18 protein-coding genes are annotated in these 18,947 nt (G+C 59.8%); 13 read left to right on the forward strand and 5 right to left on the reverse strand.

From position 1 onward, the window contains the following. Positions 1–92 precede the first annotated feature (92 nt). The 9 genes from puuE (at position 93) to D3879_RS17170 (ending at position 9,784) form a co-directional block, all read left to right on the forward strand. Entirely contained in the window at positions 93–1,037 is a 945-nt protein-coding gene (puuE, locus tag D3879_RS17125; RefSeq protein ID WP_119955477.1) for an allantoinase PuuE, read from the forward strand. Beyond that, entirely contained in the window at positions 1,034–1,549 is a 516-nt protein-coding gene (uraD, locus tag D3879_RS17130; protein ID WP_119955478.1) for a 2-oxo-4-hydroxy-4-carboxy-5-ureidoimidazoline decarboxylase, read from the forward strand. The genes puuE and uraD overlap by 4 nt, the downstream gene beginning before the upstream one ends. Before the next feature lie 144 nt (positions 1,550–1,693). Continuing rightward, positions 1,694–2,689: an allantoicase gene (alc, locus tag D3879_RS17135; RefSeq protein WP_119955479.1), complete on the forward strand. Its 996-nt coding sequence runs from the start codon at positions 1,694–1,696 to the stop codon at positions 2,687–2,689. A 128-nt stretch (positions 2,690–2,817) separates the two neighbouring features. Further along, positions 2,818–3,321: an ureidoglycolate lyase gene (locus tag D3879_RS17140; RefSeq protein WP_119955480.1), complete on the forward strand. Its 504-nt coding sequence runs from the start codon at positions 2,818–2,820 to the stop codon at positions 3,319–3,321. A gap of 51 nt (positions 3,322–3,372) precedes the next feature. Further along, positions 3,373–4,683, forward strand: a complete 1,311-nt coding sequence (locus D3879_RS17145; protein ID WP_119955481.1) for a urate hydroxylase PuuD — start codon at positions 3,373–3,375, stop codon at positions 4,681–4,683. A 621-nt stretch (positions 4,684–5,304) separates the two neighbouring features. Continuing rightward, the gene (locus tag D3879_RS17150) at positions 5,305–6,825 is read left to right on the forward strand and encodes a nucleobase:cation symporter-2 family protein (RefSeq protein ID WP_158592099.1); all 1,521 of its coding nucleotides are present in this window, start codon (positions 5,305–5,307) and stop codon (positions 6,823–6,825) included. A gap of 146 nt (positions 6,826–6,971) precedes the next feature. After that, the gene (locus D3879_RS26710) at positions 6,972–7,241 is read left to right on the forward strand and encodes a hypothetical protein (protein WP_177412451.1); all 270 of its coding nucleotides are present in this window, start codon (positions 6,972–6,974) and stop codon (positions 7,239–7,241) included. Beyond that, a complete protein-coding gene (locus tag D3879_RS17160; protein WP_119955483.1) occupies positions 7,238–8,089 on the forward strand; it encodes a nucleoside-binding protein in 852 nt (283 codons plus the stop codon). Before D3879_RS26710 ends, D3879_RS17160 begins: the two co-directional genes overlap by 4 nt. Before the next feature lie 831 nt (positions 8,090–8,920). Continuing rightward, positions 8,921–9,784, forward strand: a complete 864-nt coding sequence (locus D3879_RS17170) for an outer membrane protein OmpK (RefSeq protein ID WP_119955484.1) — start codon at positions 8,921–8,923, stop codon at positions 9,782–9,784. 148 nt (positions 9,785–9,932) lie between these two features. On the opposite strand, the gene D3879_RS17175 is transcribed toward D3879_RS17170, so the two are convergent. The 4 genes from D3879_RS17175 to moaA all read right to left on the reverse strand — a co-directional run bounded on the left by D3879_RS17175 (position 9,933) and on the right by moaA (position 13,245). Next, positions 9,933–10,322, reverse strand: a complete 390-nt coding sequence (locus D3879_RS17175; protein ID WP_338014890.1) for a group II truncated hemoglobin — start codon at positions 10,320–10,322, stop codon at positions 9,933–9,935. Between the two features lie 422 nt (positions 10,323–10,744). Continuing rightward, complete coding sequence (locus D3879_RS17180; protein WP_119955486.1) at positions 10,745–11,071, reverse strand: hypothetical protein; 327 nt, start codon at positions 11,069–11,071, stop codon at positions 10,745–10,747. Positions 11,072–11,282: 211 nt separating this feature from the next. Next, positions 11,283–12,104, reverse strand: a complete 822-nt coding sequence (locus tag D3879_RS17185; RefSeq protein ID WP_119955487.1) for a substrate-binding periplasmic protein — start codon at positions 12,102–12,104, stop codon at positions 11,283–11,285. 145 nt (positions 12,105–12,249) lie between these two features. Continuing rightward, a complete protein-coding gene (gene moaA, locus D3879_RS17190) occupies positions 12,250–13,245 on the reverse strand; it encodes a GTP 3',8-cyclase MoaA (protein WP_119955488.1) in 996 nt (331 codons plus the stop codon). A gap of 258 nt (positions 13,246–13,503) precedes the next feature. Here moaA and D3879_RS17195 point away from each other — a divergent pair, with 258 nt between their 5' ends. Further along, positions 13,504–14,145, forward strand: coding sequence for a TetR/AcrR family transcriptional regulator (locus D3879_RS17195; RefSeq protein ID WP_119955489.1), 642 nt, complete (start codon positions 13,504–13,506; stop codon positions 14,143–14,145). A gap of 184 nt (positions 14,146–14,329) precedes the next feature. Here the strand turns inward: D3879_RS17195 and D3879_RS17200 are convergent, their stop codons facing one another. Then, a complete protein-coding gene (locus D3879_RS17200) occupies positions 14,330–14,761 on the reverse strand; it encodes a GlcG/HbpS family heme-binding protein (protein ID WP_119955490.1) in 432 nt (143 codons plus the stop codon). A gap of 373 nt (positions 14,762–15,134) precedes the next feature. Here D3879_RS17200 and gcl point away from each other — a divergent pair, with 373 nt between their 5' ends. The 3 genes from gcl (at position 15,135) to D3879_RS17215 (ending at position 18,872) form a co-directional block, all read left to right on the forward strand. Beyond that, the gene (gene gcl, locus D3879_RS17205; RefSeq protein ID WP_119955491.1) at positions 15,135–16,910 is read left to right on the forward strand and encodes a glyoxylate carboligase; all 1,776 of its coding nucleotides are present in this window, start codon (positions 15,135–15,137) and stop codon (positions 16,908–16,910) included. A 136-nt stretch (positions 16,911–17,046) separates the two neighbouring features. After that, positions 17,047–17,823: a hydroxypyruvate isomerase gene (gene hyi, locus D3879_RS17210; RefSeq protein ID WP_119955492.1), complete on the forward strand. Its 777-nt coding sequence runs from the start codon at positions 17,047–17,049 to the stop codon at positions 17,821–17,823. 158 nt (positions 17,824–17,981) lie between these two features. Further along, positions 17,982–18,872: a 2-hydroxy-3-oxopropionate reductase gene (locus tag D3879_RS17215; protein WP_119955493.1), complete on the forward strand. Its 891-nt coding sequence runs from the start codon at positions 17,982–17,984 to the stop codon at positions 18,870–18,872. Positions 18,873–18,947: the final 75 nt, after the last annotated feature.

Below are 18,947 nucleotides of genomic sequence, written 5' to 3' on the forward strand. Positions count from 1 at the left end.
CACTTTGTATACAATCACCCCATCACGGTCGCCCACGCCCGAACCCTCAGGCACCCACAGCGATCGCAACATCTATAAGAAGGAAAACTGCAGTGAGCGCTGACTACCCTCGCGACCTGATCGGTTACGGCAACACCCCTCCCCATCCGCACTGGCCGGGCGACGCGCGCATCGCGATCTCCTTCGTGCTGAATTACGAGGAAGGCGGCGAGCGCAATATCCTCCACGGCGATAAAGAATCCGAAGCCTTCCTCTCCGAGATGGTTGCCGCCCAGCCGTTGCAAGGCGCGCGCAACATGAGCATGGAGTCGCTCTACGAATACGGTAGCCGTACCGGCGTCTGGCGCATCCTCAAACTGTTCAAGAAGTTCGATATCCCGCTGACCGTGTTCGCCGTGGCCATGGCTGCCCAGCGCCACCCGGATCTGATCCGCGCCATGGCCGCCGCCGGCCACGAGATCTGCAGCCACGGCTACCGCTGGATCGACTATCAGTACATGGACGAGGCCCAGGAACGCGAGCACATGCTCGAAGCCATCCGCATCCTCACCGAGATCACCGGCGAGCGTCCGCTGGGCTGGTACACCGGCCGCACCGGTCCGAATACCCGCCGCCTGGTGATGGAGGAAGGAGGCTTCCTCTATGACTCCGACACCTATGACGACGACCTGCCCTACTGGGAAACCAACAACCCGACCGGCAACGCGCACCTGGTGATTCCCTACACCCTGGACACCAATGACATGCGTTTCACCCAGGTGCAGGGTTTCAACTGCGGCGAGCAGTTCTTCCAGTACCTGAAAGACGCGTTCGACGTGCTGTACGAAGAAGGCGCCGAGGCGCCGAAGATGCTTTCCATCGGCCTGCACTGCCGCTTGATCGGCCGTCCGGCGCGCCTGGCGGCACTGCAACGCTTCATCGAATACGCCCAGGGCTTTGAGAAAGTCTGGTTCGCCCGTCGCGTCGATATCGCCCGCCACTGGCACGCAAACCATCCTTATCAAAAGCAGTCGTTCACACAGGAGAGCTCTAAATGAGCCGCTTCCAGACTCTGACGCCTTCGCAACTAACGCGCGAAGCATTCGTCGCGGCCTTCGCCGACATCTACGAACACTCGCCCTGGGTCGCCGAAAAGGCTTTTGATCTGGGCCTGGATACCAGCGTTGACGCTATCGACGGCCTGCACCAGCGCATGGCCGACATCCTGCTGAGCGCCGATAAAGCCGCCCAATTGGCCCTGATCAATGCTCACCCGGACCTTGCTGGCAAAGCTGCGGTGCGCGGTGAACTGACCCAGGCCAGCACATCGGAGCAATCCGGTGCAGGCATCCACGAATGCACGGCTGAAGAGTTTCAGCGCTTCACCGAGCTGAACGACGCCTACAAAGCGAAGTTCGCGTTTCCCTTCATCATGGCGGTTAAAGGCAGCAATCGGCACCAGATCCTGGCGGCATTCGAAGAGCGCATTCATAACTCGACGGACGCTGAGTTCACCCGGGCGCTCGCTGAGATCAACAAGATCGCGCTGTTCCGGCTGCAAACCCTGTAAGCCCAGGTGGCCTGTACGGCTAGTTGGTTAACTCAAGCTCGGATGCCTGAAGTTCCGAGACAAGGCGCCGAGATTGACTAATTTAACTAGCCACACAGGCCACTAACCGCCACCTCTCCCGCCCCTAAGTAAGGCAGACAACTAATGAAAGCTTACGCCGTACCCTTCGAGAAGTTCGTCAACCTGGCCGATGCTCGCCTCGGCACCAAAGCCATCTCCGTCACCGATGATTGGTTCGCCGACGTCAACCGCCTGTTCCAGCCGACCCCGGCAGTGTGGAAAGAAGGCGTGTTCGATGACAACGGTAAGTGGATGGATGGCTGGGAGTCGCGCCGCAAGCGCTTCGAAGGTTACGACAGCGCCGTGATCCGCCTGGGTGTGCCGGGCTCGATCAAGGGTGTGGATATCGACACCAGCTTCTTCACCGGTAACTTCCCGCCGTCCGCCTCCCTCGAAGCCTGCTTCGTGGTTGCAGGCGACCCGACCGAAGCGACCCAGTGGACTGAAGTGCTGAGCGCTGTCGAGCTGCAAGGCAACAGCCATCACTACCACGCGATCAGCAACGACCAGGCGTGGACTCACCTGCGCTTCAACATCTACCCGGACGGTGGTGTGGCCCGTCTGCGCGTATACGGCATCCCGTTCCGCGACTGGTCCTCGGTTGGCGACAATGAACAGCTCGACCTGGCCTCCGCCCTGAATGGCGGTCGCGCCCTGGCCTGCTCGGACGAACACTTCGGCCGCATGAGCAACATCCTCAACCCGGGCCGCGGCATCAACATGGGCGATGGCTGGGAAACCGCCCGCCGCCGTACGCCGGGTAACGATTGGGTGATCGTCGCCCTCGGTCACCCGGGCGAGATCGAGCGCATCGTGGTCGATACCCTGCACTTCAAAGGCAACTACCCGGACAGCTGCTCGATCCAGGCGGCCTTCGTCAAAGGCGGCACCGACAGCCAGATCGAGACCCAAAGCCTGTTCTGGCGCGAGCTGCTGCCGAACCAGAAGCTGCAGATGCACGCCGAGCATGAGTTCGCCGAGCAGATCAACGCCCTCGGCCCGGTGACGCATGTGCGCATCAACGTGTTCCCGGATGGTGGTATCAGCCGCCTGCGCCTGTTCGGCAAAGTGGCGAAGTAAGTTGTCTGTCCCCTCTCCCCTTTGGGGAGAGGGCTAGGGAGAGGGGTAACATTTCAACCCTCTCCCCCGGCCCCTCTCCCGCATGCGGGAGAGGGGAGTTAGAGCAAACCTGAACAAGCAGAACCAGTATGCGCAAACTAAAAATCGAGCCGTTGACCAAAGAAGCCTTCGCCCCATTCGGTGATGTCATCGAGACCGAAGGCAGCGATCACTTCATGATCAACAACGGCTCCACTCGCCGCTATCACAAACTGGCCACGGTCGAGACCGCGCAGCCGGAGGATAAGGCGATCATCAGCATCTTCAGCGCCCAAGCTCTGGAAATGCCGTTGACCATACGCATGCTGGAGCGTCATCCGCTGGGCAGCCAGGCGTTCATACCGCTGCTCGGCAACCCCTTTCTGATCGTGGTCGCGCCACTTGGCGATGCACCTGAATCAGAGTTAGTCCGAGCCTTCCGTAGTAATGGCAGGCAGGGCGTTAATTACCATCGCGGCGTCTGGCACCACCCGGTGCTGACGATCGAAAAGCGGGATGACTTCCTGGTGGTTGATCGCAGCGGTTCTGGCAACAACTGCGATGAGCATTTTTTTACCGAGGATGAGTGTTTGCTCCTCACCCCCCACCAATAAGAGAAGACCTGGAAGCCGACGTGTCGGTGACAGGTGAAAGAGGAAAAGACTGTGGAAGCACATCTGATTGAATGGCTGAATCTGAGCATTCGCTGGGTTCACATGATCACCGGCATCGCCTGGATCGGTGCCTCGTTCTATTTCGTCTGGTTGGAAAACAACCTGAATCGCGTCAACCCACGGGATGGGCTGGCCGGCGACCTGTGGGCGATCCACGGTGGCGGCATCTATCACCTGGAAAAGTACAAGCTGGCTCCGCCGAAAATGCCGGATAACCTGCATTGGTTCAAATGGGAAGCCTATTTCACCTGGATGTCCGGCGTCGCCCTGTTGATGGTCGTCTACTACCTCAACCCGGCGCTGTATCTGGTTGCACCGGGTAGCGACATGGCCCCCGGCGTCGCAGTCGCCATCGGTATCGCCTCGCTAATCGCCGGCTGGTTCATCTACGACGTCCTCTGTGACTCGCCGCTGGGCAAACAACCGGCCCTGCTCGGCCTGGTGCTGTTCGTGCTGCTGGTCGCCGCATCGTTTGGCCTGAGCCAAGTGTTCAGCGGTCGCGGTGCCTACATCCATGTCGGCGCCATCATCGGCACTATCATGGTCGGTAACGTCTTCCGTACCATCATGCCGGCCCAGCGCGCGCTGGTTAAAGCCATCGAAGAGAACCGCACGCCGGACCCGGCCCTGCCGGCCAAAGGTCTGCTGCGTTCGCGCCACAACAACTACTTCACCCTGCCGGTGCTGTTCATCATGATCAGCAACCACTTCCCGAGCACTTACGGTAGCCAGTACAACTGGCTGATCCTGGCTGGGATCTCGGTGCTGGCGGTGTTGGTGCGTCACTACTTCAACACCCGTCACGAAAGCAATAAGTTCGCCTGGACCCTGCCAGCCGGCGCGCTGGGCATGATCTGTCTGGCCTTCGTCACCGGCCCGAGCCTGAAGTCGACCAGCCCTACAGTCGCGAAAACCGAAGTCATCGAATACGCGCCAATTCCGGCAACTGCGATCAGCGGCGCCAAGCCCGCAGCGACAGCTCCTGCCGCACCGGCTAAGGAGCCTGCACCAGCCAGCGGCGCACCGACTCAAGCCGCCGCTGCTGGTTTCGACAAAGTGCATAGCGTGATTCAAGAGCGTTGCACCGTCTGTCACTCAGCCAAGCCGACCAGCCCGATGTTCAGCAGCGCACCTGCCGGAGTAATGTTCGATACTCCGCAACAGATCCAGCAGCTGGCGGCGAAGATTCAGGCCCAGGCTGTCGCCACGCAAACCATGCCGCTGGGCAATATCACCCAGATGACCCAGGAAGAGCGCGACCTGATCGGCGCCTGGATTGCACAAGGCGCCCAGACCAAGTGATCCACGTTTAGCCGCGCCCTTTGGGCGCGGTTTTTTTTTGGCTATGCCTGAGCCAACAGTTCAGGGCCCGCTTTTAGAAGCAGAAGCACGGTAGATACCGTCTCTCTAGTCCGTGAACAAGAGCCAGTCGAGCATCAAAAGGTTGCCCCGATTTGAGTACGCCGTGGGCGATATACAGTTGCGCAGGGTAGAAGATCCGCAAAGCGGTTTTCCACCATGGGGCGGCCATGCTGCGTCCCCGGTGGATAAAAGAGCGTTATCCCCCTACGTCGATTGATGATCCTGCTGCAGGTGCTGGGTAACAGCAAGCAGTAAACCGCCCCCGCCTCACTCCTCCTAGTCATGAGCTTGGCCACTGCAACGGTGGCCAAAGTGGCGCGCCTACCCACCGGCAGCGTGCTGATAAGCGCATTGGCGTGCCCGCAGCAGAGCATGCGCAAGCCTCCCCTCATCCCAACCAAGACAACAGCGCGGGCTTTCCTGTGTCGTTATGTGCCGACTCATTTCTGCGAAAATCCTGACTGTCAAGACAGGATTTAAATTTTGTATACAAATCACTAGCCAATCGTTGATTTAATTGTCTACAGTGCGAGCACAAAAAAAAAGCCAGAGGCTCTCCCCATGAAAACGTCCTTTGCTAGAACAACTCCAGAACAACGTCCTGAGGACGAGAAGCTGGGTGTTGGCGCCAACTTGGCCTACGGCCTGCAGCACGTCTTGACCATGTACGGCGGCATTGTCGCGGTGCCGCTGATCGTCGGTCAGGCGGCCGGGCTTTCACCCAGCGACATTGGCTTGCTGATTACCGCGTCGTTGTTCGTCGGCGGCTTGGCGACACTGTTGCAGACCATCGGCCTGCCCTTCTTCGGTTGCCAGCTGCCGCTGGTGCAAGGGGTGTCCTTCGCTGGCGTTGCCACGATGATCGCAATCGTCACCACCAGCAGCGGTGGCGGTGGCATTCCGGCGGTGCTTGGCGCGGTGATTGTCGCGGCGCTGATCGGACTTTTAATCACGCCGATCTTTTCCAAGATCACCAAATTCTTCCCGCCTCTGGTGTCGGGAATCGTAATCACCACCATTGGCCTGACGCTGATGCCGGTCGCGGCGCGCTGGGCCATGGGCGGCAACAGCCACGCGGAAGACTTTGGCAGCATGTCCAACATCGGCCTGGCCGCCATCACCCTGACCATCGTGCTGTTGCTGAGCAAGGTCGGTAGCGCGACGATTTCACGCCTGTCGATCCTGCTGGCAATGGTCATCGGCACCGTGATCGCCCTGTTCTTCGGCATGGCCGACTTCTCCAAAGTCACCTCCGGCCCGATTCTGGCCTTTCCGACACCGTTTCATTTCGGCATGCCGACCTTTGAAGTGGCGGCCATCATTTCCATGCTGATCGTGATCCTGGTGACCATGGTGGAAACCTCGGCGGATATCCTCGCGGTCGGTGACATCATTGAGACCAAGGTGGACTCCCGGCGCTTGGGCAACGGACTGCGCGCCGACATGATTTCCAGCATGTTGGCGCCGATCTTTGGCTCCTTCACCCAAAGCGCCTTCGCCCAGAACGTCGGCTTGGTTGCCGTCACCGGGGTCAAGAGCCGCTATGTGGTGGCTACTGGCGGTCTGATTCTGGTGAGCCTGGGCTTGCTGCCGGTGATGGGCCGCGTGATCGCCGCCGTGCCGACTTCGGTCCTGGGTGGCGCTGGTATCGTCCTGTTCGGCACCGTGGCCGCGAGCGGCATCCGTACCCTGTCCAAGGTCGACTACCGCAACAACATGAACCTGATCATCGTCGCGACCTCCATCGGCTTCGGCATGATTCCGATCGCCGCCCCGGCTTTCTATGATCATTTCCCCAGTTGGTTCGCCACTATCTTCCACTCCGGTATCAGCTCGGCGGCGATCATGGCGATCCTCTTGAACCTGTTGTTCAACCACTTCACCGCCGGCAACTCGGATCAACAGTCGGTATTCGTCGCTGGCACCGAACGCAGCCTGCGTTATCAGGATATTGCCGCGCTCAATGAAGGCGATTACTTCATTGACGGCAAGCTCTACGATGCCCTGGGCGAGGAAGTACCGGTAATCGCTGAAGATGACCACGCGCCGAAGCCCCATCGAACGGCGGCAGCAGTCCACTAGCACGCTGTAGCCAACGGCTCACGGGCTACAACTGCACAGGCATTGGTATCCACAACCGGCAGCCATCAGGGTGCCGGTTGTGGTTGGCGCGTTACTCGACGAAGCCCTGTGATGGTGGGCTTTAGCCCACCATCACAGGCATCCCGGTGGGGGCTGAAGCCCACCCTACGACTCTAAGCCTGACGATAACCCCGGGCCTGCAGCCAGCCGACTTCTTCGCCGCACTTCCCGCCTGGATGGAGCCCATCACCCACAGCGGTATTGCCATGTCGGCCAGCTGGGCCGTGCTGCTCAACCTGCTGTTCAACATCCTCGGTGAAAAGGAGCGCGCTCACCTGAGCGGCCACGCCGAGTCCGAGGCCGAGCAAGGCCTTTGCCAGTTTCCAGAAGAACAACAAGAAGGAAAACCAGCATGATCCGCTACCCAAGCCTGGCGCTCGGCGCCGCCCTTATCGCCGCCAGCCCGGCCAGCTTCGCCAGCGCGGACGAAGGAAAGATGTTCGAGTGGATGAACAACAGCGTCGGTTTCCGTTACGGTCAGCAGTTCACTAACCCGAACAATCCGGACAAGTTCGCCAAGCGCGCCTACAGCTTCACCCACGCCAGCGGCTACCGCTACGGCAGCAACTACCTCAACCTCGACGTATTCCTATCCGACAGCCGCGACCCGCGCAAGGGCACCGACCACGGTGGCAGCGAGGTGTACGGCGTGTATCGCCACCAGCTGTTCGCCTCGCGGGTGTTCGACCAGCCGCTGGGCACCGGGCTGATCAAGGACTACGCCTTCACCTTCGGCTTCGACGCCAACCGCAACAACAACAGAGCCTCGGCGCAGAAACGCGCCCTGGCGTTCGGCCCGACGCTGAAGTTCAACGGCCCCGGCGTGTTCGATCTGAGCCTGATGTACTACCGCGAGAAGAATCACTCGGGCATTCCCGGTGCGCGCCACCCGGATCACACCTTCGACGCCACCTACATGCTCAACCTGGCCTGGCTGCGGCCGTTCCAGCTCGGCGACCACGCGGCCAAGTTCCAGGGCTTCGTCAACCACGTCGGCGACAAGGGCGAGGACTTCAACGACAACGACACCGCCCCCGAGACACTGATGCGCACCGCGCTGATGGTGGCCACCCTGCCGGGCTGGAAGACCACTAACCTCTGGTTCGGCGTCGGCTATGAGTACTGGCACAACAAGTTCGGCGTGGACGGCGGCCGCGGCAGCCGCACCTCGACGCCAACGCTGAACATGGAGTTCAGCTTCTGATCAAGCCTGTCCTTCGGCAGGTTGGCTGTTGGCAGGACAAGTACGGCATCGACAGCGAAAACCGCCTCCCGCACTACCAAGCCCGCCGCAATGCGGGCTTTTTGTTGGCCCTTCGCGGATTGCCGAGGGATCTGGGCGTAGCGCTCACATGCAGGGGCGAATTCATTGGCTATGTGCCCACCCTACGCGACTCGATTTTTTGTACACAATTTTCAATTAAATTGTTATTTGTCATGTCCGCAGAGTGTTATAGTCGAAAACCTGACCTTACGATCAACTTATTGGCAGGTCAGCCCGCGGGCATCCCCGCGCCCCGTAAGCCCACGACCAAATAAAAACAATTGGCAGGCTAACCATGACCACACCCAATAGCTCTCACAGCAACAACCGCTCCGACCTTATCTACGGCCTGGAAGACAGACTGCACTTCAGTGCAGCGATCTTCGCCGCCCTGCAACACATGCTGGCGAGCTTCGTCGGCATCATCACCCCCGCCCCTGATAGTCGTGGGCGCCTTCGCGGCGATCCTGCTGAACATCTTCCTGCCGGAAAGATACGTAGAATTGGAAGAACACGAGTTCGACCCGGAAGCCTCGGTCCTCGAAGTGATGCAGAACCCCAGCGGCGAAGCCGATACCGCTATCAGCAACCCAAGCGAAGCGAACCCTCTAATCCGGCCAGCACAAGCTAGCCTATCGAGCTGAGAGACTGCGCGCCGGTTCCCCTCTTCAACCCTGGCGACGGCCAGCGCACTGAACTGAAACGCGCGTCAGTGCGGCGGCCAACGCTTGGGATGAGAAGCCCTGTAACCACTACAACAAGGAAAACCGCATGAACCTGAAGCACCTGCCACACTGCCTCGCCCTGTCAGTCGGTCTGTTTACCGGCAGCCAGGCAGCCACCGCCGGCGACCTGCTGCACTGGCAAGACAATAGCCTGACCTACCTGAATGGCAGCAACTTCGACCAGCTCAACTTCGACGCCGAAGAACAGCGCTCGCAAACCACCTATACCTTCGAGCACGCCAGCGGCTGGAACTGGGGCGACATCTTTGCCTTCTACGACTACATCGATGCGGACAACCTCCAGTTCGGCGGTAGCTTTGACCAAGGCACCTTCCACGCCAGTGAGAAGGACAACTTCTACTACATGGAGATTAATCCCCGGGTCAGCGGCAGCTGGCTGACCGGCCAAAGCCTCTCGGTCGGCCCGCTGAAGGACGTCCTGGCAGCCTTCGTGTATGAGAAAGGCAATGGCGGCCCCGGTACCGAAAACTACCTGTACGGTATTGGTCTGGACTGGAATGTGCCCGGCTTCGCCTTCCTGCAGACCAACCTGTATCGGGTCAAGATCAACGATCACGCGCTCTTCGCCGACACTAGCGGCCCAGGCTATGCCGAGCAATTGACCATCGCTGGCGCCTACCCCTTCGGCATCGGCAAGCAGAGCTTCGTCATCGACGGCTATATCGACTGGCGCAGCCCTTCCAAGGATGCCGGCACCCAGACCTCGCTCGGCTCCTCGATCCAGATCAAATGGGATGCGGGCAAGGCCCTGTTCGGCGAAGAGCGCACACTCTACGTCGGCACCGAGCTGAACATGTGGCACAACAAATACGGCTTGAAACCCGTCGACGGTTCCGAAGATGGTTTCGACCAGGCCGCCGTCCAGGCGCTGGTGAAATACCACTTCTAAAGCACTTGGCCGCTGCCGGGTAGGCGGCAACGGCTAATACCAAGGGGGATGGCGCCTGGCGTCATCCCCCTTTTCTATTCCTCACGATCAATAAAGGCGCACTTCTGATAGCCCGTTGGCGGCGACTGAGCCGGCGGCAAGCAAGCGCCTAAGACTCTTTGCGGCCATACAAGATACCGCTCGCTTGCACTATACGTTCAGCCGGCACCCGCAACTGCTCGAGTAAATACTGCGCAAACTCTGGCGAGTAAGGCTGCCGGGCGATGGCTCTTTGCATACACAGCAACCACGCATCACGCGCCCCCTCACCTATCGGCCAACGAGCATGGAACTGCGGAATATTGATCGACCCATAGTTCTCGGCATAAAGGCGCGGCCCACCAAGCCAACCACACAAAAAACTAGCTAGCTTATTGCGCGCCAGATCCAGGCTCTTGCCGTGCATTTGCCTGACGCTGGCGATGTCACTTGATTCATCCATGATTTGATAGAAATCGTCGACCAACCTGTTAATGCCTTCGATACCGCCGGCAGCCAAGAAAGACGCATCACCGACGCCGAAAACAGGGGGGGGTACTGGAGGACATGGATTGATACCTGATGATTAACCAATCGTTCCCACGCTCCAGCGTGGGAACGCAGCCCAAGACGCTCTGCGTCTGCTCAACCGACCGAGACCTCCATCGGACGCGGAGCGTCCGCTGCGGGGTTCCCACGCTGGAGCGTGGGAACCATCAAACCATCAATGAGTTCGCCGTTTTCAGCGCCGCCCGAACAACCGATCAATCGTCAAATCGATCGTTCCCACGCTCCAGCGTGGGAACGCAGCCCAAGACGCTCTGCGTCTGCTCAACCGACCGAGACCTCCATCGGACGCGGAGCGTCCGCTGCGGGGTTCCCACGCTGGAGCGTGGGAACCATCAATGAGTTCGCCGTTTTCAGCGCCGCCCGAACAACCGATCAATCGTCGTCATCGCGCTCGCACTTGACCTCTTTCTTGTACTCATCGCGCTTGGCTTCGATCTTGACCTTGCAGGCGCCGTCCCAGAACTCGTCTTTCCACTCGCCACGACGCCAGCGGGCGCCGCGGCCGTTTGGGCATTTGATCTCTTCCTTGTATTCATCGTCGTCGGACTCAAGCTTTACCTTGCACGGCCCATCCCAGAACTCATCCTTCCAATCGCCCCCCTCGCGTCCGTCTCGCCAGTGATCCGCTAACGCTGGAGTCAGCATGCCTGAACCAATCGCAGCCACTACCCACATGCCAAGCATGGGCTTCACGCTCATCTCACCACCTCTGTAATAAAAGACGCTGCAAGGCAGGCCGAGCTCGCCCCTCGCCCGCCTTTTCAGCGTTTTGATCACAACGGTAAGCCTGCCTAGCGATAGGACAACGATCTCGGGCTGGTTTATCCGCTCATGGGGAGGAAATCAGCCAGCCAGTTATCCGGGAGGTTCGCGAGCAGAGCTCGCCCCTACGGGTAGGCGCAAGCAGCGGTCAGAGGCCCGCGGCCTCTTTGGCTTTCTGCCGTTTGAGGAAGTCCACCTTCCACTGCTCCATGCCCATGAATTCCGAATCGAGATTGGCCTCGACTTGGTATTTGGCTTTTAGCGCAGCAATGTCGGCATGCTGCTCCACCAGGAATTGGTCAAAGCGCTGAATCAGTTCGGGGTGTTTGACCGTCGAGAGGTTAAAGGTGCTGCGGGTGTAGGGCAGTTTCGGGTCGAACACCAGTGCGCCAGGGCGAGCGCGGATGTTGTCGAGATAATAGGTGGCGACTACCACGTTGAAGTAGGCGCCGTCGGCGTCTTTCTTCAGGGCTTGTTTGATCATCTGTTGCAGGTCGGCGCTCTGGAACAGATGAATCTGCTGCGCGGCGATGCGCTCCTGATAACCCCAAGGTGTCCAGCCATTCACCACTGCCAGGCGTTGCAGCTTTTCCAGGCCGTGGCCTTGCTGTTGCGGGGCGACCAGCACCCCGTCGACGTAATTGACCACCCCCTGGCTGTAGCTCAAGCCCTTGCCGGCTTTTTGCGTCTGCGACCAGTTGGGGCTGTCCGGGTATTTGAAGTCCACCTCGCCTTGCAGCAGCGCGGGTAACAGGCGCTCGACCGACAGCGGCTTGTACTCCAGCTGCACGCCGCTTTTGGCCGCGAACAGGTCTAGCACTTCGCGGGCGAAACCCTCGTAATTACCCTGTTTATCGGTGCTGTAGTGCGGCAAGAAGGCCAGGTTTTCCACGCCAACCACATAGGTTTGCGCCTGGGCGCTGGTGGATAGCAGAACGGCTAACAGACTGCAGACGAGCTTAGGCTTCACAACAACCCTCCTGGTTAGCGGGCCGTTGAAAACGGTGCGCGCGAAGCCCGCAGTAGTTTTTCAACGGTCTGTAAGTGGCTTTGATCGATTCGAACAGAGACAAGTAGCCGCGCGCTTGCTTGGCCGAGGAATTTATCGATGCGGCTTAGCCGCCAGTCATGCTCATGAACCTCAATACCTGCACTTGCTCTTCAACCTGGAAGTGATGGCGCTCCGGCTTGAGTTGCAGGGCGTTTTGCAGGGCTTCGCGCAGGCGCTGGCTATCTCCCGGATAGGCGCGCAGCAGGGCTTTTAGATCGAGGGCGCCTTCATGGCCGAGGCAGAGCACCAGCTTGCCCTCGGCGGTCACCCGCACGCGGTTGCAGTCGCCGCAAAAGTTGTGACTGTGCGGGGAGATGAAACCGACCTGAGTATCGCTACCGACCACTTGCCAGTAGCGCGATGGCCCGCCCGTGACGCGGCTGCTGCGCACCAGTGCGTAGCGTTGCTCGATGCGCTCGCGCACTTCATCACTGGAACAGAAGGTCTCTTCGCGCTTGTGGCTGGAGATGCTGCCCAGCGGCATCTCTTCGATAAAGCTGATATCCAGCCCGCGCTCGACGGCGAACTCGACCAGATCGAGCACTTCGTCATCGTTGCGACCTTTCTGCACCACGCTGTTGAGTTTGATCCGGCTAAAACCTGCCGCCCTCGCCGCTTCGATGCCGACCAGTACTTGCTCGAGCTTGTCGCGCCGGGTGAAGGCTGCAAAACGTTCGCGCTGCAGGGAGTCGATGCTGATATTCAGGCGCTTGACGCCAGCGGCGCGCAGTTGCGGCGCCATCTCGTAAAGCTGCGAGCCGTTACTGGTGATCGCCAGGTCTTCCAGTTCAGGCCGTGCGCCCAAGCGCTCGAGCAGGCTGAGCAGCCCCTTGCGCACCAGCGGCTCACCGCCGGTAATGCGGATGCGTTTAACCCCAAGACCGATAAAGGCATCGGCCACGGCATAGAGCTCTTCCAGGCTGAGAATCTGTTCGCGAGGGGCGAAGACCATGTCTTCGCTCATGCAGTAGGTGCAGCGAAAGTCGCAGCGGTCGGTGACCGACAGACGCAGGTAGGTGATGCGCCGACCGAAAGGGTCGACCAATTGGGTGTTGTGCAAAGCGAGTCTCCTAGCGCTCAAGGAGCCGAGACGTTTTTGTTATTGACCGCAGGGTCAGGAATGTAACCAGAAACCCCACGGCGCGTATACAAAAATTTAGCTATGCAACGCTGGCATGGGGAGCAAGCTCGCTCCTACGGGTTTTGCGCATTCCAATTCAGGCCCAGCAACGTTGAGCCTCGCGCGAGGCCGGTGCTACCATGCCCGACCGCCCGTCCACCATCCTCTACGCGGTGTAAACAGCAAAAGAGTCTTTAAATGACCAGCATTCGCGAGCGCAATAAAGAGTTAATTCTGCGCGCGGCCAGTGAAGAGTTCGCCGACAAAGGCTTTGCCGCGACCAAGACCAGCGATATCGCCGCCAAGGCGGGCCTGCCCAAGCCCAACGTTTATTACTACTTCAAGTCGAAAGAAAACCTCTACCGCGAGGTGCTGGAAAGCATCATCGAGCCGCTACTGCAGGCCTCTGCGCCGTTCAACGAAGGCGGCCAACCGGCTGAGGTGCTGAAGGCCTATATCCGCTCGAAGATTCGCATCTCCCGCGATCTGGCTTACGCCTCCAAGGTGTTCGCCAGCGAGATCATGCACGGCGCGCCGCACCTGTCGGCAGACCAAACCGCACAGCTCAACGGGCAAGCCACGCATAACATCAGCTGCATCCAGGCGTGGATCGATCAAGGCTTGATGGCCAAAGTCGACCCCAACCATCTGCTGTTCAGCATCTGGGCGGCGACTCAGACCTACGCGGACTTCGATTGGCAAATCTCCACCGTCACCGGCAAAGCCAGCCTCGACGATGCCGATTACGAAGCGGCCGCCGAGACCATCATTCGCTTGGTGATCAAGGGCTGTGAGATCGCCGATAGCAGCGAAAAACCAGCAGTCAAAGTCGCCGGCTAACTCACCTTTCTGCATCGCTAAAAAAAAAACGCCTCTCCCATCGGGAAGAGGCGTTTTTTTACGGCAAGGGAATGTCACGCAAGCAAGCGCAGCTTTGTAGGGTGGGCTTCAGCCCACCACACACTCTGCCTCGGTGGGCTAAAGCCCACCCTACAGCCGCACTCGCAGCGGGCCGAGCGATAAGTTAGCCCGCATCCGCCACCAAGCCAACCGCCAGCACACCTTTGACTGCGCACTGCTCGTCGATGTCGGAGGTGTCGCCGCTGATGCCGATGGCGCCGATCACCGTATTTTCCGCATTGCGGATCAGCACGCCGCCCGGTGCCGGAATCAGATTGCCCTGCGCCAAGGTGTTGACCGCCGAGATAAAGCTCGGGCGCTGCTGTGCGTCATTGGCGATCAGCCGTGAAGCCTTGCCCAACGCCACGGCGCCCCAGGCTTTGCCGATGGCAATTTGCGGTCGCAGCATGCTCGCGCCGTCTTCGCGCAGCAGCGTAATCAGATGCCCGCCCGCATCCAGCACCGCAATGGTCAGTGGCGCGGCGGAGATGGCTCGACCGGCCGCCAACGCCTGGTTGGTGATGATAGTCGCGGTTTCCAGTGTTAAAGCGCTCATGTTCAGCCCTTCTTGTCGTAGTGAGAAATCAGAAAGAAACGCGCCCGTCCGTGCTGCTGAGCAGGGCAACTGCCACTGCACACGGCTGCCCAGAACAGCGGGGCGAGCCGAACGGACGCAATCAAAAGCTCGGAGTAAATATCTCACCGAAACCAAAAAACACAATAGATAGGTACAATCAGATAGAAATTTGTATACATTCTTTTTAGCCGCAGCCCAGGCACCTACTGCGCGCCCGCTCAAACGGCTGTTTTAAAAGATTTTTCGGTGCGGCGCTTTGCCACAGAAAAAATGTTGACCGCAAAGTCATGAGCTGAATAGAATCCAACACCGTAAGTTGTATACAATTTAAGAACAAAAGAGGCACAACAGCATGGCCAGAATGAGAGCAATCGAGGCTGCCGTCCTCGTAATGCGCCGCGAAGGCGTTGACACCGCGTTTGGTATCCCCGGCGCCGCTATCAACCCCTTGTATTCCTCGCTGAAAAAAGTCGGCGGCATCGACCACGTCCTGGCCCGTCACGTTGAAGGCGCCTCGCACATGGCTGAGGGTTACACCCGCACCAAGGCCGGCAATATCGGCGTGTGCATCGGGACCTCCGGCCCAGCCGGCACCGACATGGTCACCGGCCTGTACAGCGCCAGCGCCGACTCGATCCCAATCCTCTGCATCACCGGCCAGGCGCCGCGTGCGCGGATGCACAAGGAAGATTTCCAGGCGGTCGACATCACCAGCATTGTTAAGCCGGTGACCAAGTGGGCAACCACCGTCATGGAGCCGGGCCAAGTGCCTTACGCGTTCCAGAAGGCCTTCTACGAAATGCGCAGCGGCCGCCCGGGCCCGGTGCTGATCGACCTGCCGTTCGACGTGCAGATGGCCGAGATCGAATTCGATATCGACGCCTACGAGCCGTTGCCGCTGGCCAAGCCTGCCGCTAACCGTACCCAGATCGAAAAAGCCCTGACGATGCTCAACGAGGCCGAGCGCCCGTTGATCGTTTCCGGTGGTGGCGTGATCAACGCCGACGCCAGCGCCAAGCTGGTTGAGTTCGCTGAACTGGTCGGCGTGCCGGTAGTACCGACCCTGATGGGCTGGGGCTCCATCCCGGATGACCACACATTGATGGTCGGCATGGTTGGTCTGCAAACTTCGCATCGCTATGGCAACGCCACCATGCTGGAGTCCGACCTGGTACTCGGCATCGGCAACCGTTGGGCCAACCGCCACACCGGTTCGGTCGACGTTTACACCGCCGGCCGACGCTTTATCCACGTCGACATCGAGCCGACCCAGATTGGCCGCGTGTTCAACCCGGACCTGGGCATCGTTTCCGATGCCAGCGCCGCACTGGACATGTTCGTCACCGTCGCTCGCGAGTGGAAAGCCGCTGGCAAGCTGAAGAACCGCAGCGCCTGGGTAGACGCCTGCCAACAGCGCAAGCGGACCCTGCAGCGCAAGACCCACTTCGACAACGTGCCGGTCAAGCCGCAACGCGTCTACGAAGAGATGAACGAGGTGTTCGGCAAGGACACCTGCTACGTCAGCACCATCGGCTTGTCGCAGATTGCCGGCGCACAGTTCTTGCACGTCTACAAGCCGCGCCACTGGATCAACTGTGGTCAAGCTGGCCCGCTGGGCTGGACCATTCCGGCGGCGCTGGGTGTGGTCAAGGCTGATCCGACGCGCAACGTGGTGGCGTTGTCCGGCGACTACGACTTCCAGTTCATGATCGAAGAACTGGCCGTCGGCGCGCAGTTCAACCTGCCGTACATCCACGTGGTAGTGAACAACTCCTACCTCGGCCTGATCCGTCAGGCGCAGCGCGGTTTCGAGATGGATTACTGCGTACAGCTGGCGTTCGACAACATCAATGCTCCTGAGCTGAACGGCTATGGCGTGGATCACGTGGCCGTCGCAGAGGGTCTGGGTTGCAAGGCGATTCGCGTGTTCGAACCGAGCGAGATCCAGCCGGCTCTGCGCCAGGCTCAGGAACTGATGAAACAGCACCGGGTTCCGGTGATTGTGGAAATCATCCTGGAGCGCGTGACCAACATCTCCATGGGCACCGAAATCAATGCGGTCAACGAGTTCGAAGACCTGGCACTGACCGGTGCGGATGCGCCGACTGCGATCTCGTTGCTGGATTGATGCTGAACCATCCCCTCTCCCACTTGTGGGAGAGGGTTAGGGAGAGGGGCTTTTAGCTTTTACCCTCTCCCCCGGCCCCTCTCCCCCTCTACATAAAAGAAGGGCGGGAAAGGGGAGTTAACCGAGGAGAGTTCTTATGCCCCGTTTTGCTGCCAACCTGTCCATGCTGTTCACCGAAGTGGACTTCCTGGATCGTTTCGACGCCGCCGCCCAAGCTGGCTTCAACGGCGTTGAATACCTGTTCCCCTACGACTTCAGCGCCGAAGAAATCAAAGCGCGCCTGGACGCCAACAAACTCGAGCAGGTGCTGTTCAACCTGCCCGCCGGCGACTGGGCCAAGGGTGAGCGTGGCATCGCTTGCCACCCGGATCGCGTTGCCGAGTTCCGCGCCGGCGTCGATCAAGCTATCGCCTACGCCAAAGTGCTGGGCAACAAGCAGATCAACTGCCTGGCCGGTATTCGCCCGCAGGGCCTCGACTGCGCGAGCGTCGAACAAACCTTCGTCGACAACCTGAAATTCGCCGCCGACAAGCTGCAAGCCGCCGGCATCAAGCTGGTCATGGAAGCCATCAACACCCGCGACATTCCCGGCTTCTACCTGAACAACACCAAGCAGGCGCTGGCTATTCGCGAGAAGGTCGGCAGCAGCAACCTGTACCTGCAATACGACATCTACCACATGCAAATCATGGAGGGCGATCTGGCCCGCACCATGGAAGGCAACCTGGCAGCGATCAACCATGTACAGCTCGCCGACAACCCGGGCCGCAACGAGCCGGGCACTGGCGAGATCAACTACCGCTTCCTCTTCGAGCACCTGGACCGCATCGGCTACCAGGGCTGGATCGGCTGTGAATACAAGCCGGCTACCACCACCGTTGCTGGCCTCGGCTGGCTGAAAGCGTTCGTTTAGTTCTGAAAAAGTCCTCCTGACTTTTTCAGAAATGCCGAGTCCGGTACAAGCCCGGACTCGGCTCTCGCCAACCGATGGTTGGCGGGTGGCACATCCATGTACCACTGAAGACGCTGAAGTTTTCAGCGTCTCCACAACGCCATCTAAGGAGAATCCTCATGGCTAAAATCGGATTTATCGGCACCGGCATCATGGGCAAGCCCATGGCTCAGAACCTGCAAAAAGCCGGGCACACTCTGTTCTTCTCCGAACACTTCGACAAGGCGCCGGCTGACCTGCTAGGCGACAACGGTATTGGCCTGGCCACCCCGCGCGAAGTGGCGCAGGAAGCCGAGTTCATCATCATCATGGTGCCGGATACGCCGCAGGTTGAAGAAGTGCTGTTCCGCAAGGACGGCGTGGCTGAGGGCGTTGGCGCCGGCAAAGTAGTGATCGACATGAGCTCGATCTCGCCGACCGCGACCAAAGTCTTCGCCGAGAAGATCAAGGCCACCGGCGCCGCCTACCTCGACGCGCCGGTATCCGGTGGTGAAGTCGGTGCCAAAGCTGCGACCCTGAGCATCATGATCGGTGGTTGCCCGAATGCCTTCGAGCGCGCCCTGCCGCTGTTCCAAGCCATGGGCAAGAACATCACCCGCGTCGGTGGCAACGGTGACGGCCAGACCGCCAAGGTTGCCAACCAGATCATCGTGGCCCTGAACATTCAGGCCGTAGCCGAAGCGCTGCTGTTCGCCGCGAAGAACGGTGCAGACCCTGCCAAGGTGCGTGAAGCACTGATGGGCGGCTTCGCCGGCTCGAAGATTCTCGAAGTGCATGGCGAGCGTATGATCAAAGGCACCTTCGACCCGGGCTTCCGCATCAGCTTGCACCAGAAGGACCTCAACCTGGCGCTGGCCGGCGCACGCGAGTTGGGCCTGAACCTGCCTAACACCGCCAACGCCCAGCAAGTGTTCAGCACCTGCGCGGCCATCGGCGGCAGCAACTGGGATCACTCGGCGCTGATCAAAGGCTTGGAGCACATGGCCAACTTCTCGATCCGCGAGGACTGAAGAGCGCAGAGCTGAAGCAAATGGATCGTTCCCACGCTCTGCGTGGGAATGCCTCTAAGGACACTCCAGCGTCTG

The sequence above is a fragment of the Pseudomonas cavernicola genome (assembly GCF_003596405.1).
Taxonomy (GTDB): domain Bacteria; phylum Pseudomonadota; class Gammaproteobacteria; order Pseudomonadales; family Pseudomonadaceae; genus Aquipseudomonas; species Aquipseudomonas cavernicola.